The sequence below is a fragment of the Curtobacterium sp. 'Ferrero' genome (assembly GCF_002412165.1).
In the GTDB taxonomy this organism is placed as follows: domain Bacteria; phylum Actinomycetota; class Actinomycetes; order Actinomycetales; family Microbacteriaceae; genus Curtobacterium.
Genome location: NZ_NXIA01000005.1, coordinates 130,480 through 157,404 on the forward strand (window position 1 = coordinate 130,480; position 26,925 = coordinate 157,404).

The following is a 26,925-nucleotide window of genomic DNA, read 5'->3' on the forward strand; positions in this document are numbered from 1 at the left end:
CGCTGGCTTCGTGCTCGGCGGGTTCGCCGAGCCGTTCCTTTCCAGCTCGCGGATCACTTGTAGCGGTAGACGATCCGGCCGCGGGTCAGGTCGTACGGGCTCAGCTCCACGATCACGCGGTCCTCGGGGAGGATGCGGATGTAGTGCTGGCGCATCTTCCCGGAGATGTGCGCGAGGACCTTGTGTCCGTTGGTCAGCTCAACGCGGAACATCGCGTTGGGCAGAGCTTCGAGCACCGAGCCCTCGATCTCGATGACGCCGTCTTTCTTGGCCATAGCCTCACTGTCGCTTGGTTGGATGAACCGGTGTGATCCCCGAGCCGGTCTGCGGGTCGGGCGCCACGCCCGGAGGGCATGACACACCAAAGATCGATCTTATGTGATGGGCCGCCGATTGCCAAGTGCGCCGGGGTCGCCCCCTCGGTCTGGGGCTTCCCCAGGTCTGCCTGAACGTTCCACAGTGGTTCCCGGCCTGGTTCTGGGCCGTCTCGAGTGCTCCGCCCGTAGCGTGACACGGCAGCCCACCGAACGGAGAGACCCGTGCCCGACGCAGCCGGCGACCGCAGCGCCACCCGCCGACCCCGCAGCAACCGGGGCCCCCTCGCCCGTCACGGACGTCTTCCCCGTCGTCGCGGGTGGGGCACCGCGCTCGGCGTCCTCGCAGCGGCCGTCGCCGTCGTGCTCGTGAGCGGGACGAGCGTCGCCGCGATCGCCGGCGCGCAGCTCGCCACGTCCCCGAAGACCGTCAGCCTCAGCACCGACGACCAGAAGGTCGCCGACACCGCGGACATCACGGCGATGAAGGGTGGCGCGAACATCCTGCTCATCGGGAGCGACACCCGCATCGGGCAGTTCGACTCGGACGAGGACGTCCAGGGCGCCCGCAACGACGTCACGATGCTGATCCACATCTCGCAGGACCACCAGCAGCTCACCGCGGTCAGCTTCCCGCGCGACCTCATGGTCCCGATCCCGGCGTGCACGAACCCCGCGACCGGCACCACCTACCCGGCGTCGAGCTCGGCGATGTTCAACACGTCGCTCGGCAACGGGGGCGTCAGCTGCGTGGTGGACACCGTCGAGAACCTCACCGGCCTGACCATCCCGTACGCCGGCTTGATCACGTTCGACGGCGTCATCGACATGTCGAACGCGCTCGGCGGCGTCGACGTCTGCGTGGCGGAGCCGATCAACGACACCTACACCGGACTGCACCTGACCGCCGGGTCCCACAACCTCCAGGGATCGGACGCCCTTGCGTTCCTGCGCACCCGGCACGGCGTCGGCGACGGCAGCGACCTCGCCCGGATCAGCTCGCAGCAGGTGTTCCTGTCGGCGCTCCTCCGGAAGATCACCTCGGACGGCACGCTGTCGAACCCGGTCACGCTCTACAAGCTCGCGACCGCGGCACTGCAGAACATGACCCTGTCGGACGGGCTCGCGAAGGCCCGCACCATCGTCGGGCTCGCGACGACCCTGCGCGGGATGAGCACGTCGAACATGCTGTTCGTGCAGTACCCGGTGGTCGACGACCCCGCGGACACCGCCCGGGTCATCGTCTCGCAGGAGGCCGCACACGCCCTCAACGTGGCACTCCAGACCGACCAGAAGACCTCGCTGTCGGACTCCACCACGGGTCGCGCCTCGAAGGACGAGACCCCGACCAGCACGAGCACGACGGGCACGTCGTCCGCAGCCGGCTCGTCGACGTCGTCCGGCTCCTCCGGCACCTCGTCGGCCGCGAGCCCCTCCTCCGCGAGCACGGCGACCGCCTCGGCGTCCGCGACCCCGCTCCCCTCGAGCATCACCGGCCAGAGCGCGAACGAACAGACCTGCTCCGTCGGCAACTGACGCCGACCTGCGGCGGCGAGCCGCGCCTCCCGTCCGGCGGTCGACGCGGGCCGGACACCGGACTGGAGGCGCGACCCGCGTCCGCGCGCACGCCGCGGTCGCGACGTGGCCGGTCCGTCCGCCAGGGGCGGGCGGTGGACGCTAGGGGATCGGGACGGGCGTGACGCCGAGCGGCGCGAGCCCTGCCGCGCCGCCGTCGGCGGCCGTGGTCACCCAGATGCCGTCGGCGTGCACCGCAACGCTGTGCTCCCAGTGCGCCGCGTCGGAGCCGTCCAGCGTGCGGACCGTCCACTCGTCGGCGTCCGTCGAGCTGTCGATCGTGCCAGCGGTGACCATGGGCTCGATCGCGACGACCAGGCCGGGCTTCACGGCGGGGCCGCCCCCGCGCACGCGGTGGTTGTACACCGGCGGATCCTCGTGCATGGAGCGGCCGATGCCGTGCCCCGTGAAGTCCTCGACGATCCCCCAGTCCCCGGTCTCCTCGATCGCGTCCTCGACGGCGGCGCCCACGTCGTGCAGGTGCTTCGCCGTGGCGAGCGCGGCGATGCCGTGCCAGAGCGCGCGCTCGGTGGTGTCGCTGAGCCGCTGCCGCGCGGCCGCCCGGTGCGCGTCGCCACCCGGGAGGACGACCGTGAACGCACTGTCGCCGTTCCAGCCGTCGACCTCGGCGCCCGCGTCCACCGACACGATGTCGCCGGGCTGCAGCACGCGGTCACCGGGGATGCCGTGCACGATCTCGTCGTTCACCGACACGCACAGGGTGTGCCGGTACCCCGGGACGAGCTGGAAGTTCGGGATGCCGCCGCCGTCACGGATGGTCTGCTCGGCGACGGCGTCGAGCTCGGCCGTCGTGACGCCCGGACGGATGCTCGCACGCACGGCGTCGAGCGCCTGCGCCGTGAGGAGCCCCGGGCGCACCATGGCGCGGAGCTCCTCCGGCGACTTGTAGATCGAGGGCTTGCGGAACCGGACCACGCCGGATCAGACGCTCGCGGCGAGCCCGCGGGACGCGAGAGCGGCCTGGATCCGGTCGCCGACCTCGTCGATCCCGCCGAGGCCGTCGACGTCGACCACGAGCCCACGCTCGGCGTAGGCCGCGACGATCGGCGCGGTCTGCTCGACGTAGACCTCCTGCCGACGACGGATCGTCTCCTCGTTGTCGTCGCTGCGGCCCTGCTCCTCGGCACGCTTCAGCAGCCGCCCGACGAGCTCGTCCTGGTCGGCCACGAGCTGCACGACCGCGTCGATGCCGGTGCCCTGCTCGGCGAGCAGCGCGTCGAGGTACTCGACCTGCCCGACCGTACGGGGGTAGCCGTCGAGCAGGAAGCCCGACTCCGCGTCGGGTTCGGCCAGCCGCGCCTTCACGAGTTCGTTCGTCAGGGAGTCCGGGACGTAGTCGCCGGCGTCCATGATCGCCTTCGCCTGGACGCCGAGCGGCGTGCCCTCGGCGACGTTCTTGCGGAAGATGTCACCGGTGGACACGGCGGGGATGCCGAACGCCTCGGCGATCCGACCGGCCTGCGTGCCCTTCCCGGCTCCGGGAGGTCCGACGATGATGAGACGTGCGCTCAACGGAGAAGCCCTTCGTAGTGACGCTGCTGCAGCTGGGAGTCGATCTGCTTCACGGTCTCGAGACCGACACCCACGATGATGAGGATGCTCGCGCCGCCGAACGGGAAGTTCTGGTTCGCGCCGAAGAACGCGAGCGCACCGAGCGGGATCAGTGCGATGAGACCGAGGTAGAGCGAGCCGGGCAACGTCACCCGGGTCAGGACGTAGTCGAGGTACTCGGCGGTGGGCCGTCCGGCACGGATGCCGGGGATGAACCCGCCGTACTTCTTCATGTTGTCGGCGACCTCTTCGGGGTTGAAGGTGATCGCGACGTAGAAGTACGTGAAGCCGACGATGAGCAGGAAGTACAGGACCATGTAGAACCAGTTGTCACCCGAGGTCAGGTTGTTCTGGATCCAGGTCACCCATGCGGCCGGCTCGGTGCCGTTCGAGGGCTGGTTGAACTGCGCGACCAGGGCCGGCAGGTACAGCAGCGACGAGGCGAAGATGACGGGCACGACGCCGGCCATGTTCACCTTGATCGGGATGTAGGTGTTGTTGCCGCCGAACGTCCGGCGCCCCACCATGCGCTTGGCGTACTGCACCGGGATGCGGCGCTGCGACTGCTCGACGAAGACGACGGCCATCATGATGACCAAGCCCACCAGGATGACGAACAGGAACAGCTCGAAGCCGTTCGACTGCTCGATGGCCCACAGCGCCGACGGGAACTGCGCCGCGATCGACGTGAAGATCAGGAGCGACATGCCGTTGCCGATGCCGCGCTCCGTCACGAGCTCGCCCATCCACATGATGAGGCCGGTACCGGCGGTCAGCGTGACGACCATGAGGAGGATCGCGTACCAGCTGTCGTTCGAGATGATCGACGAGCAGGACGCCGAGGCGTTCGTGCCGAACAGGGCGCCCGAGCGGGCGACGGTGATGAGCGTGGTGGACTGCAGCACGCCGAGCGCGATCGTGAGGTAGCGCGTGTACTGCGTCAGCTTCGCCTGACCCGACTGCCCCTCCTTGTAGAGGGCGTCGAAGTGCGGGATCACCACGCGCAGCAGCTGCACGATGATCGACGACGTGATGTACGGCATGATCCCGAGCGCGAAGACCGAGAGCTTCAGGAGCGCGCCGCCGGAGAACAGGTTGATCAGGTCGTAGAGGCCCTGCTGCGAGGACGCGCTGGCGAGACAGCTCTGCACGGACGCGTAGTCGACGAACGGGGCGGGGATGTACGACCCCAGACGGAACAGCGCGATGATCGCGAGGGTGAAGCCGATCTTCTTGCGAAGATCTGGGGTGCGCATGATGCGCGCGACCGCTCTGAACACGAGGACTCCGAACTTCTGGGACCGGTGGCCCACCGAGGGACCGTCGCCGGTGTGGTCGGCAGGGCCGACCTGGTCGACGGACGCCGACCACTGTCAAGGAAACCGTAACGGCGGGGCGTGCGCAAACGCACGGGCCGCCGACGGGGTTACTGGGAGACGGTGCCGCCAGCAGCCACGATCTTCTCGGCGGCGGACGCCGAGACCTTGTCGACCGTGACCGTGAGCTTCACGCTGATGTCACCCTGANGGCGCCCTTGGCGACCAGGTCCGCCACGGTGACGTCACCACCGTTCGGGTAGAGCTCCGCGATCTTGTCCAGGTTCACGACCTGGTACTCGACACGGAACGGGTTCTTGAACCCGCGGAGCTTCGGGGTGCGCATGTGCAGCGGCATCTGCCCACCCTCGAAGCCGACCTTGACCTGGTACCGGGCCTTCGTGCCCTTGGTACCGCGGCCGGCGGTCTTGCCCTTCGAGCCCTCACCGCGACCGACGCGGGTGCGGTCCTTCTTCGCACCGGCTGCCGGACGGAGGTGGTGGACCTTCAGGATCTGCACGCGCTCGTTCTTCTCGTCGCTCATGCGTCGACCTCCTCGACCTTCACGAGGTGCGCGACCGTGGCGACGTACCCGCGGTTCTGGGCGTTGTCCTCACGCTCGACCGTCTGGCCGATGCGCTTGAGACCCAGGCTGCGGAGCGTGTCGCGCTGGTACTGCTTCTCGCTGATAACGGACTTCGTCTGCGTGATCTTCAGCGTCGCCATCACGCACCTGCCTTCTCGGACGCGGCACGCGCTGCGGCGGCCTCGGCACGCAGCAGACGGGCCGGGACGACCGCGTCGACGTCGAGGCCACGGCGGACTGCGACCGCGCGGGGTTCCTCGAGCTGCTGCAGCGCCTCGACGGTCGCGTGCACGATGTTGATGGTGTTCGACGAACCGAGCGACTTGCTCAGGACGTCGTGGATGCCGGCGCACTCGAGGACGGCGCGGACCGGACCACCGGCGATGACACCGGTACCGGCGGCGGCCGGACGGAGGAGCACGACACCGGCAGCGGCCTCACCCTGCACCGGGTGCGGGATGGTGTTGCCGACGCGCGGGACGCGGAAGAAGTTCTTCTTCGCCTCCTCGACACCCTTCGAGATGGCGGTCGGGACCTCGCGGGCCTTGCCGTAGCCGACGCCCACCAGGCCGTTGCCGTCACCCACGACGACGAGCGCCGTGAAGCTGAAGCGACGACCACCCTTGACGACCTTCGACACGCGGTTGATGGTCACCACGCGCTCGAGGAACTGGCTGTCGCCACCGCGGTTGTTGCGGTCGCGGCCCTGCTGACGGTCGCGTCCGCCACCACGGCGGCCACGGTTGTCGTTCGAGTCGCGGTTGTTCGACGCGGAGCCCGCGGCGGTCTCCACCGGGCGCTCGGCGACGGCAGCTGCGTCCGTGGCCGGGGCCTTGGCCTCCGGCGCTTCGTTGTTGTTCGCGATGTCGCTCACAGGTTCAGCCCTCCTTCACGGGCACCATCGGCGATCGCGGCGACGCGACCGGCGTACTTGCTGCCACCACGGTCGAAGACCACGGCCTCGACGCCGGCGGCCTTCGCGCGCTCGGCGAGGAGCTCGCCGACACGACGGGCCTTGGCGGTCTTGTCGCCGTCGAACGAGCGGAGGTCGGCCTCCATCGTCGATGCGCTGGCGAGGGTGTGACCCTTGGCGTCGTCGATGACCTGCACGAACACGTGACGCGACGAGCGCGTGACGGCGAGACGCGGACGCGCCTCGGTGCCGGTGATCTTCTTGCGGAGTCGGTTGTGACGGCGCGCCTTGGCGGCCGACTTGCTCTTTCCTCGGATACCGAGAGCCATGATCACTTACCTGACTTTCCGGCCTTGCGGCGCACGATCTCGCCGGCGTAGCGGACACCCTTGCCCTTGTAGGGCTCGGGCTTGCGCAGCTTGCGGATGTTGGCGGCCACCTCGCCGACGGCCTGCTTGTCGATGCCGGTCACGGTGAGCTTGGTGTTGCCCTCGACGGCGAACGAGATGCCCGCGGGCGGGTCGACCGTGATCGGGTGGGAGTAGCCCAGCGCGAACTCGACGCTGGAGCCCTTCGCCTGCACGCGGTAACCGGTGCCGACGACCTCGAGGCCCTTGGAGTAGCCCTGGGTCACACCGATGATGTTGTTCGCGATCAGGGTGCGGGTCAGGCCGTGGAGCGACCGCGACGAGCGCTCGTCGTCCGGACGGGTGACGAGGACCTGGTTCTCCTCGACCTTGGCCTGGATGGGCTCGGCGACGGTGAGCGTGAGCTCACCCTTCGGGCCCTTGACCGCCACGTCCTGGCCGTCGATGGAGACGGTGACGCCGGCGGGGATGTCGATGGGAAGACGTCCGATTCGAGACATTGTCGATCACCACACGTAGGCGAGGACTTCCCCACCCACGCCCTTCTGCTCGGCTTCGCGGTCGGTCAGGAGGCCGGACGACGTCGAGAGGATCGCCACGCCGAGGCCACCGAGGACCTGGGGGATCTCCGTCGACTTCGCGTAGACCCGGAGGCCCGGCTTCGAGACGCGCTTGATGCCGGCGATCGAGCGCTCGCGCTCGGGGCCGTACTTCAGGTCGATCGTGAGGGTCTGCCCGACGCGGGCGTCCTCGATCTTCCACTCGCTGATGTAACCCTCGCGCTTGAGGATCTCAGCGATGTTCTTCTTCAGCTTGGAGCTGGGAAGCGAGACGGCGTCGTGGTGCGCCGAGTTCGCGTTCCGCAATCTGGTCAGCATGTCTGCGACCGGATCGGTCATCGTCATGATGCGTATCCATTCTCGCCTGGTTTCGACACCCGTTCCACGAATGCCGACCTGAGCGATCGGGGTCCCCGGGCGGTTCCCGGAGACCTGTGTGTTCGTGCGTGCGGGCCGGAGGACGTGAATCCTCCGGCCCGCACCGCCCGAAGTATCTTAGACCGTCTGCTCGGCCGAACGGAACGGGAAGCCGAGCTGCTTGAGCAGCGCGCGGCCCTCGTCGTCCGTCTTCGCGGTGGTCACGACGGTGATGTCGAAGCCACGCACGCGGTCGATGCGGTCCTGGTCGATCTCGTGGAACACGGACTGCTCCGTGAGACCGAACGTGTAGTTGCCGTTCCCGTCGAACTGCTTGTCGCTGAGCCCGCGGAAGTCGCGGATGCGGGGCAGGGCGAGGGAGATCAGGCGGTCGAGGAACTCCCAGGCGCGGTCACCGCGGAGGGTGACGTGGGCACCGATGGCCTGGCCCTCACGCAGCTTGAACTGCGCGATGGACTTGCGGGCCTTGGTGACCTGGGGCTTCTGACCCGTGATCGCCGTGAGGTCCTTGATGGCCCCCTCGATGATCTTGGAGTCGCGAGCCGCCTCGCCGACACCGGTGTTCACGACGACCTTGACCAGGCCGGGGACCTGGTTGACGTTCGCGTAGCCGAACTGCTCGGTGAGCGCCGGCTTGATCTCGGCGTTGTACTTCTGCTTCAGGCGGGGCTGGATCTTGCCAGCCGCCGCGGCAGTCGTGTCAGACATCAGAGCTTTTCACCCGACTTCTTGGCGTAGCGGACGCGGACGGTCTTGGTGACGCCGTCCTTCTCCACCTCTTCGGTGCGGAAGCCGACACGGGTCGGCGTCTTGGTCTTCGGGTCGACGATCGCGACGTTCGACACGTGGATCGGAGCCTCGTGCTGCTCGATGCCGCCGGTCTTCGAACCGCGCTGGGTCTGGCCGACGCGGACGTGCTTCGTGACGAAGTTCACGCCCTCGACGACGACGCGCTCCTGGTCCGGCAGCACCTCGATGACCTTGCCCTGCTTGCCACGGTCGCCGCCGCGGTCCTGGGACGGGCCGGTGATGACCTGGACGAGGTCGCCCTTCTTGATCTTCGCCATGAGTTAGATGACCTCCGGCGCGAGCGAGATGATCTTCATGAACTTCTTGTCACGAAGCTCACGACCGACCGGACCGAAGATGCGCGTGCCGCGCGGGTCGCCGTCAGCCTTGAGGATCACTGCCGCGTTCTCGTCGAACTTGATGTAGGAGCCGTCCGGACGACGGGTCTCCTTCTTGGTGCGAACGATGACGGCCTTGACGACGTCACCCTTCTTCACGTTGCCGCCGGGGATGGCGTCCTTCACCGTGGCGACGATGACGTCACCGAGGCCGGCGTAGCGACGACCCGAGCCACCGAGGACACGGATGGTGAGGATCTCCTTGGCACCCGTGTTGTCGGCGACCTTGAGGCGGGATTCCTGCTGAATCACTGCTGTCTCCTATTTCTCAAGCGGGCCGAGGCCTACTTGGCCTTCTCGAGGATCTCGACCAGGCGCCAGCGCTTCGAGGCGCTGAGGGGACGGGTCTCGCTGATCACGACGAGGTCGCCGACACCGGCGGTGCCGAGCTCGTCGTGCGCCTTCACCTTCGAGGTGCGGCGGATGACCTTGCCGTACAGCGGGTGCTTCACGCGGTCCTCGACCTCGACGACGATGGTCTTGTCCATCTTGTCGCTGGTGACGTAGCCGCGGCGGGTCTTGCGGTAGCCGCGGACGACGGCGGCGGAGTCCTTCTCTTCGTTCGCCATCAGTTCTCCTCGGCGGTCTCGGCAGCCTCGGTCGACTGAGCCGGCTTCTCAGCCTTCTTGGTCGACTTCTTGGCCTTCGTGGCGGTCTCGACGGGCGCGGGCGTGGCACGGATGCCGAGCTCGCGCTCGCGGAGGACGGTGTAGATACGGGCGATGTCGCGCTTGACGGCACGGAGACGGCCGTGGCTCTCCAGCTGGCCGGTGGCCGACTGGAAGCGGAGGTTGAACAGCTCCTCCTTGGCCTTCTTCAGCTCGTCGGCAAGACGCTCGTTCTCGAACGTGTCGAGCTCAGTCGGACGGAGCTCCTTGGAACCGATCGCCATTATGCGTCGCCCTCCTCGCGCTTGATGATGCGTGCCTTGAGGGGCAGCTTGTGGATTGCACGGGTCAACGCCTCGCGGGCGATGTCCTCGTTGACGCCGGAGAGCTCGAAGAGCACACGACCCGGCTTGACGTTCGCGACCCACCACTCGGGCGAACCCTTACCGGAACCCATGCGGGTCTCGGCAGGCTTCTTGGTGAGCGGGCGGTCCGGGTAGATGTTGATCCAGACCTTGCCGCCACGCTTGATGTGACGGGTCATGGCGATACGAGCGGACTCGATCTGCCGGTTCGTCACGTACGCCGGGGTGAGCGCCTGGATACCGAAGTCACCGAAGCTGACCTTGGTGCCACCGGTCGCCTGACCCGAACGCTTCGGGTGGTGCTGCTTGCGGTGCTTGACTCGACGGGGGATAAGCATGGTTACGCCTCAACTCCTGCGCCGGCCGGCGCGTCCTGCGGGGCCTGCTGCTGGCGGCCGCCACGGTCGCCGCCACGACGGTCGCCGCGCTCGCCACGGGGGCCGCCACGACGCTCCGGGCGCGACGAACGCTGGTTCGCCTGCTCGCGAGCGAGCTCCTTGTTCGTGATGTCGCCCTTGTAGATCCAGACCTTCACGCCGATGCGGCCGAACGTGGTCCGGGCCTCGTAGAAGCCGTAGTCGATGTTCGCGCGGAGCGTGTGCAGGGGCACGCGGCCCTCGCGGTAGAACTCCGAGCGCGACATCTCGGCGCCGCCGAGACGGCCCGACACCTGGATCCGGACGCCCTTGGCGCCGGCGCGCTGCGCACCCTGCAGGCCCTTGCGCATGGCGCGACGGAACGCGACACGCGCGGAGAGCTGCTCGGCGATGCCCTGCGCGACGAGCTGGGCCTCGGTCTCGGGGTTCTTGACCTCGAGGATGTTGAGCTGGATCTGCTTCTTGGTGAGCTTCTCGAGCTCGCCGCGGACCCGCTCGGCCTCGGCGCCACGGCGACCGATGACGATGCCCGGACGCGCCGTGTGGATGTCCACGCGGACACGGTCACGGGTGCGCTCGAGCTCGATGCGGGCGACGCCGGCACGGTCGAGGGTCTTCTTCAGGTACTCGCGCACCTTGATGTCCTCGGCCACGTAGTCGGCGTAGCGCTGACCGGCCTTGGTGCTGTCCGTGAACCAGTGCGAGACGTGGTCCGTCGTGATCCCGAGACGGAAGCCGTACGGGTTGACCTTCTGGCCCATTACTTGACCGCCTTCTTGCTCGTCGCTGCGACCTCGGCCTCTTCCGGCGTCGCGAGGACGACCGTGATGTGGCTGGTGCGCTTGTTGATGCGGAAGGCGCGGCCCTGGGCACGCGGCTGGAACCGCTTCAGAGTCGTGCCCTCGTCGACGAAGACGCGGCTCACGTAGAGGTCGCGCTCGTCGAGGAAGCTGTTCGTCGAGTCCGCCTTCACCCGGGCGTTCGCGATCGCCGAGGCGACCAGCTTGTACACGGGCTCCGAAGCGGCCTGCGGGGCGAACTTCAGGATGGCGAGCGCCTCGTGGGCCTGCTTGCCGCGGATCAGCTCGATGACGCGACGGGCCTTCTGAGGCGTGACGCGGATGTGTCGCACGCGTGCGATCGACTCCACCATTTCGTTCCTCCTCTGCGTCCCCGCGTTAGCGGCGACGGCCCTTCTTGTCGTCCTTCACGTGACCACGGAAGGTGCGGGTCGGCGCGAACTCGCCGAGCTTGTGACCGACCATCGACTCGGTGACGAACACCGGGATGTGCTTGCGGCCGTCGTGCACGGCGATCGTGTGCCCGAGCATGTTCGGGACGATCATCGAGCGACGCGACCAGGTGCGGATCACGTTCTTGGTGTTGGCCTCGTTCTGCGTGACGACCTTGCGGAGCAGGTGCTCGTCGACGAAGGGGCCCTTCTTCAGACTGCGTGGCATCTTCTGAACTCCTACTTGCGCTTCTTGCCGGCGTTACGGCGACGGACGATGAGCTTGTCGCTCGGCTTGTTCGGCTTGCGCGTCCGACCCTCGGCCTGACCCCACGGGCTGACCGGGTGACGACCACCGGAGGTCTTGCCCTCACCACCACCGTGCGGGTGGTCGATCGGGTTCATCGCGACACCACGCACGGTCGGGCGGACGCCCTTCCAGCGCATGCGGCCGGCCTTGCCCCAGTTGATGTTCGACTGCTCGGCGTTGCCGACCTCGCCGATCGTGGCGCGGCAGCGGGCGTCGACGTTGCGGACCTCGCCCGACGGCAGGCGGAGCTGCGCGTAGGGGCCGTCCTTGGCGACGAGACGCACCGAGGCACCGGCCGAACGGGCGAGCTTGGCGCCGCCACCGGGGCGGAGCTCGATCGCGTGCACGACCGTACCGACGGGGATGTTGCGCAGCGGCAGGTTGTTGCCGGGCTTGATGTCGGCGCCCGGGCCCTGCTCGACGACGTCGCCCTGCTTGAGCTTGTTCGGCGCGATGATGTAGCGCTTCGTGCCGTCCACGTAGTGCAGGAGCGCGATGCGCGCGGTGCGGTTCGGGTCGTACTCGATGTGCGCGACCTTGGCGTCGACGCCGTCCTTGTCGTGGCGACGGAAGTCGATCACGCGGTACTGGCGCTTGTGGCCACCACCGATGTGGCGGGTCGTGATGCGACCCGAGCTGTTGCGACCACCGGTCTTCGGCAGCGGACGAAGCAGGGACTTCTCCGGCGTCGAGCGGGTGATCTCGGCGAAGTCGGCGACCGACGAGCCGCGACGACCCGGGGTCGTCGGCTTGTAGTTACGAATAGCCATGATTTATCCCTCTGGTCCTCAGCCGACAGCCGTGAAGATGTCGATCGAACCGGACTTGAGCGTCACGATGGCGCGCTTGGTGTCCTTGCGCTTGCCCATGCCGAAACGCGTGCGACGGGTCTTGCCCGGGCGGTTCAGCGTGTTGATGCTCGCGACCTTGACGTCGAAGATCTTCTCGATGGCGAGCTTGATCTCGGTCTTGTTCGAACGGGGGTCCACGATGAACGTGTACTTGCCCTGGTCGATCAGGCCGTAGCTCTTCTCCGAGACGACCGGCGAGATGATGATGTCGCGCGGGTCCTTGTTGAAGCCGCTCATGCGGAGATCTCCTTCGCGGTCTTCGACGCGATGAAGGCGTCGAGTGCGCTCTTGCTGAAGACGAGCGCGTCGGCACGGAGCACGTCGTAGGCGTTGAGCTGGCCGTACGAGAGCGCGTGGACGTTCGGCAGGTTGCGGACCGACTTGAGCGTGAGCTCGTCGTCCGACTCGAGCACGACGAGCACGTTCTTGACGGGCGCGACCTTCTCGAGGAGCGTGCGGGCGGTCTTGGTCGACGGGACGTCGGCCCCGACGAAGCCCTCCACGGCGGCGATGCGGCCACCGCGGGCGCGGTCCGAGAGCGAGCCGAGCAGCGCCGCGGCGATCATCTTCTTCGGGGTGCGCTGCGAGTAGTCGCGCGGGGTCGGTCCGTGGACGACGCCACCGCCGGTGTGCTCCGGAGCGCGGACCGAACCCTGACGGGAGCGGCCGGTGCCCTTCTGCTTGAACGGCTTGCGACCCGCACCGCGGACCTCGCCGCGGTTCTTGGTCTTGTGGGTGCCCTGACGCGCGGCGGCGAGCTGCGCGGTGACGACCTGGTGGATCAGCGGGACGTTGGTCTCGACGTCGAAGATCGCTGCGGGGAGCTCGACGGTGCCGGACTTCACACCCGATGCGTCGAGGACGTCGATCGTGGTTGCGGTCGTGGTGGCCATGATCACTTACCCTTCACGGCGGTGCGGACGAAGACGGAGCGACCGCGAGCACCGGGGACGGCGCCCTTGACGAGCAGCAGACCCTTCTCGGCGTCGACGGCGTGCACCGTGAGGTTGAGGACGGTCACGCGCTCGCCACCCATGCGACCGGCCATGCGCATGCCCTTGAAGACACGCGACGGGGTCGACGAGGCGCCGATCGAACCGGGCTTGCGGTGGTTGCGGTGCGCACCGTGCGATGCGGAGACGCCGGCGAAGCCGTGGCGCTTCATGACACCGGCGAAGCCCTTGCCCTTGGACGTGCCGACGACGTCGACCTTCTGGCCCGCCTCGAACGTGTCGACGGTGAGCTCCTGGCCGAGCGTGTACTCAGCGGCGTCCGCGGTACGGACCTCGGTGAGGGTGCGACGCGGGGTGACGCCGGCGGCCTCGAAGTGGCCGGCGGCGGGCTTGTTGACCTTGCGCGGGTCGATGGCGCCGGCGGCGATCTGGATCGCCTCGTAGCCGTCGCGCTCGACGTTGCGGATCTGGGTGACCACGTTCGGGCCGACCTCGATCACGGTCACGGGGATGAACTTGTTGTTCTCGTCCCACACCTGGGTCATGCCGAGCTTCTTGCCGAGCAGGCCCTTGACAGTCTTGGTTGCAGTCATCTGTCAGTGCCCCCTTACAGCTTGATCTCGATGTTGACGTCGGCCGGGAGGTCGAGACGCATGAGCGAGTCGACGGCCTTCGGCGTCGGGTCGACGATGTCGATGACCCGCTTGTGCGTGCGCTTCTCGAAGTGCTCGCGCGAGTCCTTGTACTTGTGGGGCGAACGGATCACGGTGACCACGTTCTTCTCGGTGGGGAGCGGCACCGGGCCGACCACGGTCGCACCGGCACGGGTCACCGTGTCGACGATCTTCCGGGCCGACGTGTCGATGACCTCGTGGTCGTACGACTTGAGCCGGATGCGGATCTTCTGTCCCGCCATGTGTCTCTCTGTCCTCTCTGCGCCGCGCACCCTTCCGGGCCGCCTGACGCCGCCTGCGCTCCGCACTGCTGCGGGCCAGGCCGTTTACCTGAACCAACCGGCCGCATCCACTGGGGATGACCGCTGTTCTCCTGTCAACCGCGCAGGGCGACCGGGGCCGTCCAGCGTGGGCATGTCGCTTCCCCCGCGGTCCGGGCACAGCAGTGCTCGTCGCGCTTCGAGGGGGATTCGATCGTGTTCTGCTGCCTGCGGCCCAACCCAGCCCTGCTGGACAGGGGGGTTGTGCACTGCCAGAGCAGTGATCCTGCGGGCGCGAGCGCCCTGCGGAATTCGGAACCGGACAAGTCTCGCACAGGCACGGCATCCATGCAACCCGGGCGTGTCGCGATCCGCGGGCGTGTCGCGGACGGGCCACTCCCCCGGAACGACGGGGATCGACGGCCTGGAGGCACGTCCCGGCCCGGACGTGCGACATGCCCTCCCGACGGGGTCGGGAGGGCATGCTGACGGGCTCGCCGTGCGCGCTACTCGGCGTCGGCCACGGGCGGCACGAACCACGGCGGGAACACCGCGACGCGGGGTGCGTGGCCGCCGTGGTCGGCCAGGAGCGCCTTCACCTGCTGGCGGGCGCGGTCGTTCGGCACCCCGATGACGGCGACCGCCGAGAACGGCACGCTCGGGCCCGCGAGCAGCTCGAGGCCGTGCATCTCCGGGTCGGTGAAGTCGGTGCGGCGGATGAGGTTGGTCGCCGCCTCGGGGCCGACGGCGAACCGGACGTCCTCCGCCTCGGCGTCCTGGTCGGCGACGATCACCGACGCCCCGAACGCCGACACCGGCACGACGAGGACGACGAAGTCGGTCGCACGGGTGCGCCGTGCCGCGTCCGACCACCGCTCGCCCTCGGCGCCGCGGCGGAGCTCGTCCCACCGGGTGGCGTCGGGCGACAGCGTGAACGCGACGTGCCCGGCGACCGGGGAGCCGTCGGGTGCCTGGGCCTCGGCGCGCGCCGCACGGGTGGCGGCCGAGCTCACGTCGACGGCGGGAGCGGCCTGGTCGGCCGCGAGGATCGCACCGGCGGAGACGATGCCGTCGAGGTTGTCGAGGTGGGTGACGTGGTGCGCCCGGAGCGAGGCGAACACCCGCGCCGCCGGCAGGTCGGGGACGGCGCTGCGCAACGGGGTCCCGGGAGCGCGGGACGGGGCGGGGGTCGAACGGAGGTCGGTGGTGATGCGGGTCCGGCGCGGTGCCGGGGCGGCGGGGGTGACGGGCGTCTCCCGCTGGCGCGGGGAACAGATGTCGCAGAGCTCGGTGGGGAAACCGTGGATGCACTCGTCGGTCACGACTGTCGGGGGTCCTTCCGTGCCGGGTGTGGGGTGGGCGGCACGGTGGTCAACGGTACGTCATCCGGGCGCCCCTCCGGTCACTGCCGGTAGAGCAGCGCGCGCACCTCGGACTCGGCGGCGTGCAGGCGTGCCGGGTCGATGGTCTCCCCGTGCTCGAAGGCGTCGAGCAGCCGCGGGTCGATGTAGCTCTGCCGACACACCGTCGGCGTGTTGCCGAGCTCCTCGCTCGCGGCCTTGACCGCGTGCGAGACGGCCTTCTTCCGCTTCGCCTGGCTCGTCTGCGGCCCGGTGACGGCGAGGTCGACGGCGGCCGCGACCGTGCCGTGCAGCGTGCGGAAGTCCTTGGCGGTGAACTCCTCGCCCGCGCGTTCCTTCACGTACTCGTTGATGTCCTCGGCCGAGAGCGGCTCCCACTCGGCGCCGCGCCGTTCGCGGAACGACAGCAGGCGGGCGTTCGGACCACGACGCTTCATGCCGGCGATGACCCGGGCGAGGTCCGCGTCGTGGATGGACGAGGACCACTCCTGCCCGCTCTTGCCGGGGAAGTCGAGCTCGATGTCGTCGCCCGACACATGGGCGTGCGCGCAGAGCAGCGTCGAGAGCCCACGACTGCCGTGCTCGGTCGCGTACCGTTCCGAACCGACCCGGAGCGATCCCTGGTCGAGCATCCGGAAGGCCGCGGCGAGCGCCCGGCGCCGGTCCGGCTCCGGGCGGCGGAGGTCCTGCGTCACCATCCGTCGCGCGCTCGGCAGCGACTCGGCGAGCGCGAGGGCCCGGTCGTACTTGATGCGGTCCATCCGCTCCCGCCAGCCGGGGTGGTACATGTACTGGCGGCGTCCGGCCCCGTCGATCCCGGTCGCGAGGATGTGCCCGTTCTCGTAGGGGGAGATCCAGACGTCCTCCCAGGCGGGCGGGATGACGAGGTCCTCGAGGCGCCGGCGGACCGCCGGGTCGGTGACGGTGGCGCCGTCCGGGTCGCGGTACGAGAACCCGCGTCCGGACCGGACACGGTGGTAGCCACGACCGGTGGTCGTGGAGCGGCGGAGACGGGTCACGGTTCCGAGCATGCCCACCCGACCCTGTGACGGACGGGAGGCACGGATCGCGGTGATCCGTGCCTCCCGTCCGTCGTGTGGTCGCTACGCGCGGCGGCGACGCCGCAGGACCAGGACCGTGCCGCCGATCGTGAGCAGCAGGAGCGCGGCGATCGAGCCCGGCCACACGACGTCGGTGCCCGTGAAGGCGAGTCCGCCACCGTGTGCGGCCGCTGCCGGCGCTGCCGGGTAGGTGATGGTCAGCGTGGCGGTCGCTCGGCTCCCGTCGTCACCGGCGACCGAGTACGCGATCTCGGCGGTGCCGCTGAAACCGTGGTCGGGCGTGAACGTGATCGTGCCGTCCGGGTCGACCGTGAAGGTGCCCTCGTGCGGCTTCGTCACGGTGGTGACGAGCCCGCCCGTGGTCGGGTCGACGAGCCGGACCGAACCGGCGTCGATCGGCGAGGACCCCTGCCCGTCGTTGCCCAGCACGCCGACGGTGATCGGCTGGCCGGGGGTCCCGGTCCGGACGTCGTCGACCGCCTTCGGCGCCGCACCCACCGTCACGGTGATCGTCGAGGCCGCCTCGGTGCCGTCGACGTCGGCGATCCGGTACGGCTCCACGACCGTGCCGGTCCAGCCGGCCGCCGGGGTGAAGGTGACCGTCCCGGTCGACGTGTCGATCGTGAACGTGCCCTTGCCCGGGACCGCGAGCGTGGTGACGGCCTGGCCGCCGGCGTCCACCAGGCGGACCGAGCCACGCTCGATCGGCGTGCGTGCGTTGCCGGCGGTGTCGTTGCCGAGCGCGGGGATCTCCACCGGGGTGTCCTGCGCCGTCCGGGCGGTGTCCGGGGCGGCGGTCGGTCGCACCGCGACGACGGTCACCGTGATCGTGGCCGTGGTGGTCCGTCCGCCGGTGTCAGCGACCTGGTACGACACCGGGGTCGCCGTGCCGGAGACGCCTGGTGCCGGAACGTACACGACGTGCCCGTCCGCCGGGTCCACGGTGTAGACGCCCTGGTGAGGGACCGTCAGGGTGCGTCCGTCGGTGGAGACCACCGCTCCGGCGGGTTGACCAGTCGCGGGGAACACGACCGACGTCGGGTCGATCGGTGTCCCGCCGGCGACGCCGGGTCGGTCGTTGCCGAGGACGGTGATCGACACGGGGGTGTTCTGCCCGGTGCTCGCGACGTCGGCCTCGGCGACCGGCCCGAGCGGCGCGACGGTGACCGTGATCGTGGAGGACGTCGTGGTGCCGTCGACGTCCGCCACCTGGTAGGTCACCGGGGACGCGGTCCCGCGGAAGGTCGGCTCCGGGGTGAACGTCACGGTGCCGGTGGACGGGTCGACCGTGTACACGCCGACACCGGGGACGGCGAGCTGGCGGCCGTCGGTCGAGGTGCTGGCGCCGCTCGGCTGGCCGGCGCTCGGGAACACCACGGAGGCGGGGTCGAGGGGCGTCCTCGCGTTGCCGGCGGTGTCGTTGCGGAGCACGTCGACGGTGGTCGCCGCGCCCTGCGTGGTCGTCGCGGTGTCGGGTGCGGCCGTCGGTGCCACCGGGGTGACCCTCACGACGATCGTGCCGGTACCGGTCGCACCGCCGGTGTCCCCGACCTGGTAGGTCACGGGGCTGGTGGTGCCGGTGACGCCCTCGGCGGGTGTGAACGTCACGACGCCGGTGTCGGGGTCGATCGTCCAGACGCCCTCGGTCGGCACGGTGAGCCGCTTGCCGCCGTCCGACACGGTCGCGCCGGTCGGCTGCCCGGTGGTCGGGAACACGACGGAGGTCGGGTCGATCGGGGTGCCGCCGCTGACGCCCGGGGTCGCGTCCCCGGCGACGTCGATGGTCGTCGGGGTGTTCTGCTGCGTGGTGGCGCTGTCGTTCGCGGCCTTCGGCCCGACCGCGGTCACGTCGACCGCGATCTGCGCCGTGGAGGTGTTCCCGTCGGCGTCGGCGACGCGGTAGGTCACCGGGGTGGCGCTCCCGCGGAAGGTCGACTCGGGCGTGAACGTGACCGCGCCGGTCGACGGGTCGGCCGTCCAGACACCCTCGCCGGGGACGGTGAGGGTGCGGCCGTCGGCGGACACCGTGGCCCTCGCCGGCTGACCCGCCGTCGGGAAGACCACCGAGGTCGCAACCACGCCGCCCTGGTCGTTGCGGAGGACGTCCACGGTGACGGCGGTCCCCTGCGTCGTCGTCGCGGTGTCGTCCTGGGCCGCGCCGCGGTAGGTGACGGACACCTGACCCTGCGTGGTGTTCGCGCGGGTGTCCTGGACCGTGTAGGTGACGGGGGTCGGGTTCTTCGTGAAGCCGCGCTCCGGCGTGAAGGTCACCGCGCCGCTCTGCGGGTCGACGGTCCAGACGCCCTGGCCCGGCACCGTCAGGGTCTTGCCGGCGTCGCTGACCGTGGAACCGGGGACGCCCGTGTCGGTCAGCTGCACCGACGTGGGGTCGATGTCGCCGGTGGAGCCCTGCAGGACGTCGACCGTGACCGGCTGACCCGGGGTGTTCGCCGTCGACGAGGTGTTCTCCACCTTCGGCTTGAGCGGGTTGACGAACGCGCAGCTCACGTCGCCGCCCGAAGCGGGCACCGTGAAGGGTGCCGTGGTGCCGCTGCCGGAGGACACCACGGTGTTGTCGACCAGGTTCGTGCAGGTGTACGAGGTGTCGTAGTCGTCCGGATCGGTCGAGGCGTTGCCGGGGCTCTGGGTCACGGTGTACGACTGGCCCGGGAGCAAGATGATCGGACCGGCGGTCACCGTGTCGTTGCCCGAGGACGTCGTCGCGTTGACCGGTGTGGGGACGTCTCCGCCGCCGACGCTGACCGTCAGCTGGTCGGTCGGCTTCGCCCTGCCGTCCGTGAACCCGCCGGACGCGGCACCGGTCGAGGGGACCGCGCGGGATCCGAGGTCGGTGACGGCGAGGGCTGTCCCGCCGTTCGCGATGCTCCGCTGCGCGACCGTCTTGCCGGTCACCGGGTTCACCTGGAGGAACGTGTTGGCCGTGGAACCGGCGATGTAGAGGTACCCGTCGTCGCCGAACGCCAGGGACGTCAGGGCCGAAGCGGGGGTGATCATCGGGCCGACGGGCGTCGCGGTGGTGGACCCTCCGCCGAGGTCTGCGGCGTCGACACGGTAGAGCTGGGCTGCCGTCGCGCTGCTCGAGATGAAGTAGAGGTTGCCCTGGCGGTCGAACGCGAGGTCGCCGTTGCCGCCCGGCGGGTTCGGCACCGTCACGGAGGTCACGTTCGACGAGATCGTGTTCGTGTCCGGGTCGTACGAGGTGAAGGTGAAGGTCGAGCCGCTCGACTGTCCCCCGAAGAAGAACTTCCCCGACTTCGGGTCGACGCCGCCCATCTGGTTCGCCACCAGCGGCGGGTTCGGCCGAGCAGCCGTCTCCCACGAGTCGGTCGACGCCGTGTACTCGAACACGGTCGTGCTGTTCGTCATGAACAGCCGGTCCCCGTCGCCGGAGATGCCGATCTGGTTGAGCCCGGTCGCGTTGTTCGGGGCGGTGAGCACGGCCGTCGCTGCGCCGGTCGAGCGGTCGACGGAGTACACCGTGGACGACCCCGACACGGTCGCGTACAGCTGCGTGGTCGGGAACGGGGCCGCCGCCGACGCCAACTGCGGCGACAGGACGACCGCGCCACCCGCGACCAGCGCGGTGACGGCGACTCCTGCGAGCAGACGGGCGGAACGGCGACGTGCTGGAGCACGGTGCTTCGGAGACACGCTGGTCCTTCGGGTCGACGGTCGGCGGCCCGGGGCGCGCACGACGACGACCGCGCGGCGTGGACGCAGCGCGAAGCGAGGTCACGCACGCCGGCAGGGTCCAGCGTGCGTGAGTGCGGTGTTCGGGTCACCACTCGGGGCCGGTTCGGCCCCGCGACCCGAGAGTATCGACCTGCGGGAAACCGCAACCACACCCAGTGCGGGGTACGCGGAGTCCCCCAACGAGGGGACACCCGGGAGCGGCCCATCCCGGACGACGTGACCCAGTGGCGGACGGGAGGCGCGGCGCACGACGCGCACCGCGCCTCCCGTCCGTCGCGTGGTGCGGTCCGCACCACGGAAACGAACAGCGGGGCCGGGCCCGAAGGCCCGACCCCGCTGTGGGAGCAACCGGAGTTACTTGATGATCTTCTCGACCGTACCGGCGCCGACCGTACGACCACCCTCACGGATGGCGAAGCGGAGGCCCTCCTCCATGGCGATCGGCTGGATTAGCTCGACCGTCATCGAGACGGTGTCGCCGGGCATGACCATCTCGGTGCCCTCGGGCAGCGTGATGACGCCGGTGACGTCCGTGGTGCGGAAGTAGAACTGCGGACGGTAGTTCGCGTAGAACGGGTTGTGACGCCCACCCTCGTCCTTGGTCAGGATGTACGCGTTCGCGGTGAAGTTGGTGTGCGGCGTGACCGAACCCGGCTTCACGACGACCTGGCCGCGCTCCACGTCCTCACGCTTGAGGCCACGGAGGAGCAGACCGGCGTTGTCGCCGGCCTCAGCCGAGTCGAGCAGCTTGCGGAACATCTCGATGCCCGTGACGGTGGTCTTCTGCGTCGGACGGATACCGACGATCTCGACCTCCTCGTTCACGTTGAGCGTGCCACGCTCGACGCGACCGGTGATGACGGTTCCACGACCGGTGATCGTGAAGACGTCCTCGATCGGCATGAGGAACGGCTGGTCGGTGGCGCGCACCGGGTCCGGGACGTTCTCGTCGACGGCGGCCATCAGGTCCTGGACGGACTTGACCCACCTCTCGTCGCCCTCGAGCGCGCCGACGGCCGAGACCTGCACGACCGGGGCTTCCTCGTCGAACTCCTGCGAGCCGAGGAGCTCACGGACCTCGAGCTCGACGAGCTCCAGGATCTCCTCGTCGTCCACCATGTCGGACTTGTTCAGCGCGACGACGATGTAGGGGACGCCGACCTGGCGGGCGAGCAGGACGTGCTCACGCGTCTGGGGCATCGGGCCGTCGGTGGCGGCGACCACGAGGATCGCGCCGTCCATCTGCGCCGCACCCGTGATCATGTTCTTCACGTAGTCGGCGTGACCGGGGGCGTCGACGTGCGCGTAGTGGCGCTTCTCGGTCTGGTACTCGACGTGCGAGATGTTGATCGTGATGCCGCGCTGGCGCTCCTCGGGAGCGTTGTCGATCTGCGCGAAGTCGCGAGCCTCGTTGAGGTCCGGGTACTGGTCGTGCAGAACCTTGGTGATCGCCGCCGTGAGCGTGGTCTTGCCGTGGTCGACGTGACCGATGGTTCCGATGTTGACGTGCGGCTTGGTCCGCTCGAACTTGGCCTTGGCCACTGTGGGTCCTCCTCAGGACTCGGATCGCATGCCCCCGGTCCGTTCTGGACCGTTGGCCTGCAGGGTGTGTGTCTTTACTGTACTTGGTGACGAGGGGCCCGTCGCCGGGCGCCCTCGCCTGGGGAGCAACGCGGGAGCGTTACTCGCCCTTGCTCTTCGCGACGATCTCCTCGGAGACCTTGGCCGGGACCTGTGCGTAGGTCTCGAAGGTCATCGAGTAGACGGCGCGACCAGAGGTCTTCGACCGGAGGTCGCCGACGTAGCCGAACATCTCGGACAGCGGCACGCTCGCGCGGACCACCTTGACGCCCGAAGCGTCCTCCATCGAGGCGATCTGGCCACGACGGGAGTTCAGGTCACCGATCACGTCGCCCATGTACTCCTCGGGCGTGCGGACCTCGACGGCCATGATCGGCTCGAGGATGACCGGGCCGGCCTTGCGGGCAGCTTCCTTGTAGGCCATCGAACCGGCGATCTTGAACGCCATCTCGGACGAGTCGACGTCGTGCGACTGACCGTCCTTGAGGATGGCCTTCACGCCGACCGTCGGGTACCCGGCGAGGATGCCGACCTGCATGGCGTCCTGGATACCGGCGTCGACCGACGGGATGTACTCGCGCGGGACGCGGCCACCGGTGACGGCGTTCTCGAACTCGTAGACCTTCTCGGCCGTGACCTCCATGGGCTCGAGCGCGATCTGCACCTTCGCGAACTGACCGGAACCACCGGTCTGCTTCTTGTGGGTGTAGTCGTAGCGCTCGACCGGCTTGGTCAGGGTCTCGCGGTAGGCCACCTGCGGCTTGCCGACCGACGCCTCGACCTTGAACTCGCGCTTCATGCGGTCGACCAGGATGTCGAGGTGGAGCTCGCCCATGCCCTTGATCGTGGTCTGACCGGTCTCGGCGTTGAGCTCGACGCGGAACGTCGGGTCCTCTTCCGCGAGCTTCTGGATGGCCGTGGAGAGCTTCTCCTGGTCGGCCTTCGTGTTCGGCTCGATGGCGACCTCGATCACCGGCTCCGGGAACGTCATCGACTCGAGGACGACCTGGTCGTTCGGGTCGCAGAGCGTGTCACCGGTGGTGGTGTCCTTGAGGCCGATCACCGCGTAGATGTGGCCCGCGGTCACGTTGTCGACCGGGTTCTCCTTGTTGGAGTGCATCTGGAAGATCTTCCCGATGCGCTCCTTCTTGCCCTTGGTCGAGTTGATGACCTGGGCACCCGACTCGATCGAGCCCGAGTAGACGCGGACGTAGGTGAGGCGACCGAAGAAGGGGTGCACCGCGACCTTGAACGCCAGGGCCGAGAACGGCTCCGAGGCGTCGGGCTTGCGGATGATCTCCTTCTCCTCGTCCTTGACGTCGTGACCGATCATCGGCGGGACGTCGAGCGGCGACGGGAGGTACGCGATGACGGCGTCGAGCATCGGCTGGACGCCGCGGTTCTTGAACGCCGAGCCACAGAGGACCGGGTAGACCTCGGACGCGATCGTGAGCTTGCGGATGCCCGCGCGGATCTCGTCCTTGGTGAGCTCCTGGCCGTCGAAGAACTTCTCGAGGAGGGCGTCGTCGGACTCGGCGACGCGCTCGATCAGCTTCGCGCGGTACTCCTCGGCACGGGCCTGCAGGTCCGCGGGGATCTCCTGGACCTCGTACTGGGCGCCCATGGTGACATCACCCTTGGCGTCGCCCGGCCAGACCTTGGCGTGCATCTCGATGAGGTCGACGACACCGACGAAGTCGTTCTCGGCACCGATCGGGAGCTGGAGCACGAGCGGCTCCGCACCCAGGCGGTTGATGATCGTGTCGACGGTGAAGTAGAAGTCCGCACCCAGCTTGTCCATCTTGTTGACGAAGCAGATGCGCGGGACGTTGTACTTGTCCGCCTGGCGCCACACGGTCTCGGACTGGGGCTCGACGCCCTCCTTGCCGTCGAAGACGGCGACCGCACCGTCGAGGACGCGGAGCGAACGCTCCACCTCGACCGTGAAGTCCACGTGACCGGGGGTGTCGATGATGTTGATCTGGTTGTTGTCCCAGAAGCAGGTCGTCGCGGCCGACGTGATCGTGATGCCGCGCTCCTGCTCCTGCGCCATCCAGTCCATCGTCGCAGCGCCGTCGTGGACCTCACCGATCTTGTGCGTGATGCCCGTGTAGAACAGGATGCGCTCGGTCGTCGTGGTCTTGCCGGCATCGATGTGCGCCATGATGCCGATGTTGCGGACCTTGTTCAGGTCGGTGAGCACGTCCTGTGCCACAGGGTTCCTCCGGAAGAGTTGTAGGAGAGATGGGCGTCCGTTCCGGGGCGCCGGGGTTCTTGACCGCCGACGCCCCGGAACGATGCCGGGTCTACCAGCGGTAGTGGGCGAAGGCCTTGTTCGACTCGGCCATCTTGTGCGTGTCCTCGCGGCGCTTCACCGCGGCACCGAGACCGTTCGACGCGTCGAGGATCTCGTTCATGAGGCGCTCGGTCATCGTCTTCTCGCGACGGGCCTTGGCGTACGAGGTGAGCCAGCGGAGCGCGAGGGTGTTCGCGCGGTGCGGCTTGACCTCGACCGGGACCTGGTAGGTCGAGCCACCGACGCGGCGGCTGCGGACCTCGAGGGTCGGACGGACGTTGTCGAGCGCCTTCTTGAGCGTCGCGACGGCGTCCTGCTGGTTCTTGGCGGCGACGCCTTCGAGTGCACCGTAGACGATGCGCTCGGCGAGGCCCTTCTTGCCGTCCAGCAGGATCTTGTTCACGAGCTGCGAGACGATCGGCGCGCCGTAGACCGGGTCTGCGACGACGGGACGCTTGGGAGCGGGACCCTTACGAGGCATTGACTCAACCCTTCTTCGCGCCGTAGCGGCTGCGCGCCTGCTTACGGTTCTTCACGGCCTGCGTGTCGAGCGCACCGCGGATGATCTTGTAGCGGACACCGGGCAGGTCCTTCACACGACCGCCACGGACGAGCACCATCGAGTGCTCCTGGAGGTTGTGGCCCTCACCGGGGATGTAGGCCGTGACCTCGGTGCCGTTCGAGAGCTTGACACGAGCGACCTTGCGCAGTGCCGAGTTCGGCTTCTTGGGGGTGGTGGTGTAGACGCGGGTGCAGACACCACGCTGCTGGGGGTTCGCCTTGAGGGCGGGCGCCTTGGTCTTGGTGACCTTCGGCGTACGACCCTTGCGAACCAGCTGCTGGATGGTAGGCAACTGTTCTCCTGGTTCTTCGCTCGTGCTCTCCGGCCGGCGCGGACCGCCGGCTTCCTCGTCCCACACCGAGGACCGCCGGTCGGCGGAGGGGATCGGTGGGGGACGGAGTGGTCCGGTGACGGCCGTCGGCCGACCGGACTTTCGGGCGCGCCCGAGGGCGCACACCCGGTAGAGCCTACCCGCGGCACCACGCGAAATCAATCCGGGCGCGTCGCCCGGGAGGCCCGTGGGGACGCCGTGGGCGAACGCCCGCCCGGTGCGTGGTCGCGTTCGCCGTCCGCACCCCGGTGCGGCCGCTGGCCGCCTGCCGGACAAGCGTCGCGCCTCCCGGTCGGCGGTCCCGGTGGGTGGTCCGACGGGCGTGCGTCGCGCCTCCCGGCCTGCGCCGTCGGCGGGTGGTCCGTCGGAGGTGCGTCGTGCCTCCCGGCCGGCGGCTTCCCGCTGCGGCGCCCCGGTCAGGAACCGGACTCGGCCGAAGAGCCCGCCACGGCCGACCGGAAGGTCGCACCGTCCGCGGTGAAGCCGGTGATCCAGCCGCTCGCGTTGACGTTCATCGGTCCCGCGGAGGCGGTGCCGACGCCTCCCGGACCGGAGATGTCAGCCGTGAAGGTGGCGCGGCCGTACGTGGTGGTGGTGACGATCCACCCCGCCGAGGTCCAGTCGCCCACCGAGACCACCGGACGGGTGTCGAGGGTCCAGTGCTCGTTCGTGTAGGTGTAGGTGGGGTCCTCGCCGTAGGCGTAGAAGCTGCAACCCGACGGCGCCGGGTCGGCCGACGCGATGCAGGCGTCGACCCAGCCGTCCACGGCCTTCGTGGCGGCCTGGCGTCCGGCCGCGGTGAGCGTCGTCGCGATCGAGACCGGGCTCGAGGCCGTCTGTCCGAAGCCGCTCACGGTCGCGGAGCTGCTCGTCGACGCCACCCACTTCCCGCCGTCGAGCGTCACCGGGTAGGTGCCCGGCAGCGCTGAGAGCGTCACCGTGCCGTCCTGCGGTGTCCGCACGGAGCGTCCCGCGACGTCGAACCGGGTGCCGGACGGACCGCGGACGGCGACCTCCACCGTCCCGAGCTTCGGGGCGTCGAGGTGCCACACCGGGAACACGCCCCAGTCGGTGCCCGTCTGGGTGAGCGTGAAGGTCGCCCCGACGTCCCTCCCGCCCTGGCGCAGGTACACGTCGACGGTCGCCGAGCCGTCGCCCTGCCGGACCCGGGCCACGCGGTAGCCGGTGACGGTGTCCTCCGCGGCTCGGTAGGCGGCCTCGGTCAGCAGGACGTCGTCGGCGCTGTGGTCGATGCCGGCGTCCGAGAGCGCCGTCGCGACCCGTCCGGCCGTGAGGTCGTCGAGGAACGCGCGGACCGGGCGGTCGGCCGTGTGCGCGCCCGCGCCCACCGAGAGGCCGACGATGCCGCCCACGACGACCAGCAGGAGCGCGGCGCCGCCGGCGACGAGCGCGACGAGCGTCCGGCGACGCAACGGGCGGGAGCGGGGGCGCCGGGGGCGCCGGAGGTCGTCGGTGACGGGGCCGGGGGCGGCGTCGCGTGTTCCGCTGATGGCGGCGACGCGTGTTCCGCTGATGGCGGCGACGTGCGGGACGGCGTCCCAGCCGTCGGCCTGGTGGTGGTCGGTCATCGGGTCCCCGGTCGCCGTGCGTCGTACCCGGC

General features: G+C 69.2%; 33 protein-coding genes and 1 pseudogene. 1 reads left to right on the forward strand and 33 read right to left on the reverse strand.

What is annotated here, in order from left to right; translation table 11 throughout:
• Positions 1-53 precede the first annotated feature (53 nt).
• Positions 54-275, reverse strand: coding sequence for a translation initiation factor IF-1 (gene infA / locus Csp2054_RS07085; RefSeq protein ID WP_017885509.1), 222 nt, complete (start codon positions 273-275; stop codon positions 54-56).
• Between the two features lie 264 nt (positions 276-539).
• On the opposite strand from infA, the gene Csp2054_RS07090 reads away from it, so the two are divergent.
• Positions 540-1,850: an LCP family protein gene (locus Csp2054_RS07090; RefSeq protein WP_096898602.1), complete on the forward strand. Its 1,311-nt coding sequence runs from the start codon at positions 540-542 to the stop codon at positions 1,848-1,850.
• 141 nt (positions 1,851-1,991) lie between these two features.
• Here the strand turns inward: Csp2054_RS07090 and map are convergent, their stop codons facing one another.
• From map to Csp2054_RS07245, 32 genes and pseudogenes are all read right to left on the reverse strand, one after another.
• A complete protein-coding gene (gene map, locus Csp2054_RS07095; RefSeq protein WP_096898603.1) occupies positions 1,992-2,825 on the reverse strand; it encodes a type I methionyl aminopeptidase in 834 nt (277 codons plus the stop codon).
• 6 nt (positions 2,826-2,831) lie between these two features.
• Positions 2,832-3,422: an adenylate kinase gene (locus Csp2054_RS07100; protein WP_096898604.1), complete on the reverse strand. Its 591-nt coding sequence runs from the start codon at positions 3,420-3,422 to the stop codon at positions 2,832-2,834.
• Positions 3,419-4,741, reverse strand: a complete 1,323-nt coding sequence (secY, locus tag Csp2054_RS07105) for a preprotein translocase subunit SecY (protein ID WP_096898655.1) — start codon at positions 4,739-4,741, stop codon at positions 3,419-3,421. The genes Csp2054_RS07100 and secY overlap by 4 nt, the downstream gene beginning before the upstream one ends.
• Positions 4,742-4,887: 146 nt before the next feature.
• Positions 4,888-4,987 (reverse strand): uL15 family ribosomal protein (locus Csp2054_RS18525; protein WP_255252650.1); only part of this gene is annotated, 100 nt, incomplete at its 5' end.
• 1 nt (position 4,988) lies between these two features.
• Positions 4,989-5,321 (reverse strand): annotated as a pseudogene (gene rplO, locus Csp2054_RS07110) (50S ribosomal protein L15); the annotation flags it as partial.
• Positions 5,318-5,503 (reverse strand): 50S ribosomal protein L30, encoded by a 186-nt coding sequence (rpmD, locus tag Csp2054_RS07115; protein ID WP_176491600.1) that lies wholly within the window; start codon positions 5,501-5,503, stop codon positions 5,318-5,320. The pseudogene rplO and the gene rpmD, both read right to left, overlap by 4 nt.
• Positions 5,503-6,237, reverse strand: coding sequence for a 30S ribosomal protein S5 (rpsE, locus tag Csp2054_RS07120; protein WP_411897142.1), 735 nt, complete (start codon positions 6,235-6,237; stop codon positions 5,503-5,505). Before rpsE ends, rpmD begins: the two co-directional genes overlap by 1 nt.
• Positions 6,234-6,605, reverse strand: a complete 372-nt coding sequence (rplR, locus tag Csp2054_RS07125; protein WP_058725386.1) for a 50S ribosomal protein L18 — start codon at positions 6,603-6,605, stop codon at positions 6,234-6,236. Before rplR ends, rpsE begins: the two co-directional genes overlap by 4 nt.
• Before the next feature lie 2 nt (positions 6,606-6,607).
• Positions 6,608-7,144 (reverse strand): 50S ribosomal protein L6, encoded by a 537-nt coding sequence (gene rplF, locus Csp2054_RS07130; protein ID WP_096898606.1) that lies wholly within the window; start codon positions 7,142-7,144, stop codon positions 6,608-6,610.
• Between the two features lie 6 nt (positions 7,145-7,150).
• Positions 7,151-7,549 (reverse strand): 30S ribosomal protein S8, encoded by a 399-nt coding sequence (gene rpsH, locus Csp2054_RS07135; protein ID WP_058725384.1) that lies wholly within the window; start codon positions 7,547-7,549, stop codon positions 7,151-7,153.
• A 150-nt stretch (positions 7,550-7,699) separates the two neighbouring features.
• The gene (gene rplE, locus Csp2054_RS07140; RefSeq protein ID WP_096898607.1) at positions 7,700-8,290 is read right to left on the reverse strand and encodes a 50S ribosomal protein L5; all 591 of its coding nucleotides are present in this window, start codon (positions 8,288-8,290) and stop codon (positions 7,700-7,702) included.
• Positions 8,290-8,649, reverse strand: coding sequence for a 50S ribosomal protein L24 (rplX, locus tag Csp2054_RS07145; protein WP_096898608.1), 360 nt, complete (start codon positions 8,647-8,649; stop codon positions 8,290-8,292). The genes rplE and rplX overlap by 1 nt, the downstream gene beginning before the upstream one ends.
• Before the next feature lie 3 nt (positions 8,650-8,652).
• The gene (rplN, locus tag Csp2054_RS07150) at positions 8,653-9,021 is read right to left on the reverse strand and encodes a 50S ribosomal protein L14 (protein WP_096898609.1); all 369 of its coding nucleotides are present in this window, start codon (positions 9,019-9,021) and stop codon (positions 8,653-8,655) included.
• A 32-nt stretch (positions 9,022-9,053) separates the two neighbouring features.
• Entirely contained in the window at positions 9,054-9,338 is a 285-nt protein-coding gene (rpsQ, locus tag Csp2054_RS07155) for a 30S ribosomal protein S17 (RefSeq protein WP_096898610.1), read from the reverse strand.
• Entirely contained in the window at positions 9,338-9,661 is a 324-nt protein-coding gene (gene rpmC / locus Csp2054_RS07160; RefSeq protein ID WP_096898611.1) for a 50S ribosomal protein L29, read from the reverse strand. Before rpmC ends, rpsQ begins: the two co-directional genes overlap by 1 nt.
• Positions 9,661-10,080 (reverse strand): 50S ribosomal protein L16, encoded by a 420-nt coding sequence (gene rplP, locus Csp2054_RS07165; protein ID WP_022903279.1) that lies wholly within the window; start codon positions 10,078-10,080, stop codon positions 9,661-9,663. The genes rpmC and rplP overlap by 1 nt, the downstream gene beginning before the upstream one ends.
• 2 nt (positions 10,081-10,082) lie before the next feature.
• Positions 10,083-10,880, reverse strand: a complete 798-nt coding sequence (rpsC, locus tag Csp2054_RS07170) for a 30S ribosomal protein S3 (protein ID WP_022903280.1) — start codon at positions 10,878-10,880, stop codon at positions 10,083-10,085.
• A complete protein-coding gene (gene rplV / locus Csp2054_RS07175) occupies positions 10,880-11,272 on the reverse strand; it encodes a 50S ribosomal protein L22 (protein ID WP_096898612.1) in 393 nt (130 codons plus the stop codon). The genes rpsC and rplV overlap by 1 nt, the downstream gene beginning before the upstream one ends.
• A gap of 25 nt (positions 11,273-11,297) precedes the next feature.
• Entirely contained in the window at positions 11,298-11,579 is a 282-nt protein-coding gene (gene rpsS / locus Csp2054_RS07180; protein ID WP_017885529.1) for a 30S ribosomal protein S19, read from the reverse strand.
• Positions 11,580-11,590: 11 nt separating this feature from the next.
• Positions 11,591-12,430: a 50S ribosomal protein L2 gene (rplB, locus tag Csp2054_RS07185; RefSeq protein ID WP_096898613.1), complete on the reverse strand. Its 840-nt coding sequence runs from the start codon at positions 12,428-12,430 to the stop codon at positions 11,591-11,593.
• Positions 12,431-12,448: 18 nt separating this feature from the next.
• The gene (gene rplW / locus Csp2054_RS07190; protein WP_022903283.1) at positions 12,449-12,748 is read right to left on the reverse strand and encodes a 50S ribosomal protein L23; all 300 of its coding nucleotides are present in this window, start codon (positions 12,746-12,748) and stop codon (positions 12,449-12,451) included.
• Positions 12,745-13,404: a 50S ribosomal protein L4 gene (gene rplD, locus Csp2054_RS07195; RefSeq protein WP_096898614.1), complete on the reverse strand. Its 660-nt coding sequence runs from the start codon at positions 13,402-13,404 to the stop codon at positions 12,745-12,747. Before rplD ends, rplW begins: the two co-directional genes overlap by 4 nt.
• Before the next feature lie 2 nt (positions 13,405-13,406).
• Complete coding sequence (rplC, locus tag Csp2054_RS07200) at positions 13,407-14,057, reverse strand: 50S ribosomal protein L3 (RefSeq protein ID WP_096898615.1); 651 nt, start codon at positions 14,055-14,057, stop codon at positions 13,407-13,409.
• A 14-nt stretch (positions 14,058-14,071) separates the two neighbouring features.
• On the reverse strand, positions 14,072-14,380 hold the full coding sequence (gene rpsJ, locus Csp2054_RS07205; protein WP_022903286.1) for a 30S ribosomal protein S10: 309 nt from the start codon (positions 14,378-14,380) through the stop codon (positions 14,072-14,074).
• A gap of 524 nt (positions 14,381-14,904) precedes the next feature.
• Positions 14,905-15,720, reverse strand: a complete 816-nt coding sequence (locus Csp2054_RS07210; protein WP_096898616.1) for a DarT ssDNA thymidine ADP-ribosyltransferase family protein — start codon at positions 15,718-15,720, stop codon at positions 14,905-14,907.
• A gap of 80 nt (positions 15,721-15,800) precedes the next feature.
• Positions 15,801-16,778, reverse strand: a complete 978-nt coding sequence (locus Csp2054_RS07215; protein WP_176491601.1) for a DNA topoisomerase IB — start codon at positions 16,776-16,778, stop codon at positions 15,801-15,803.
• 84 nt (positions 16,779-16,862) lie between these two features.
• Positions 16,863-20,492 (reverse strand): Ig-like domain-containing protein, encoded by a 3,630-nt coding sequence (locus Csp2054_RS07220; RefSeq protein ID WP_096898617.1) that lies wholly within the window; start codon positions 20,490-20,492, stop codon positions 16,863-16,865.
• A gap of 396 nt (positions 20,493-20,888) precedes the next feature.
• Positions 20,889-22,076, reverse strand: coding sequence for an elongation factor Tu (gene tuf / locus Csp2054_RS07225; RefSeq protein WP_096898618.1), 1,188 nt, complete (start codon positions 22,074-22,076; stop codon positions 20,889-20,891).
• Between the two features lie 139 nt (positions 22,077-22,215).
• Positions 22,216-24,330 (reverse strand): elongation factor G, encoded by a 2,115-nt coding sequence (gene fusA / locus Csp2054_RS07230; protein ID WP_096898619.1) that lies wholly within the window; start codon positions 24,328-24,330, stop codon positions 22,216-22,218.
• Between the two features lie 91 nt (positions 24,331-24,421).
• Positions 24,422-24,892, reverse strand: coding sequence for a 30S ribosomal protein S7 (gene rpsG / locus Csp2054_RS07235; RefSeq protein ID WP_058724694.1), 471 nt, complete (start codon positions 24,890-24,892; stop codon positions 24,422-24,424).
• Positions 24,893-24,896: 4 nt separating this feature from the next.
• Positions 24,897-25,265 carry a 30S ribosomal protein S12 gene (gene rpsL, locus Csp2054_RS07240; protein ID WP_017885540.1) on the reverse strand — a complete coding sequence of 123 codons (369 nt, stop codon included), beginning with the start codon at positions 25,263-25,265 and terminating at the stop codon, positions 24,897-24,899.
• 455 nt (positions 25,266-25,720) lie between these two features.
• The gene (locus Csp2054_RS07245) at positions 25,721-26,893 is read right to left on the reverse strand and encodes a hypothetical protein (protein ID WP_096898620.1); all 1,173 of its coding nucleotides are present in this window, start codon (positions 26,891-26,893) and stop codon (positions 25,721-25,723) included.
• Between the last annotated feature and the right edge of the window lie 32 nt (positions 26,894-26,925).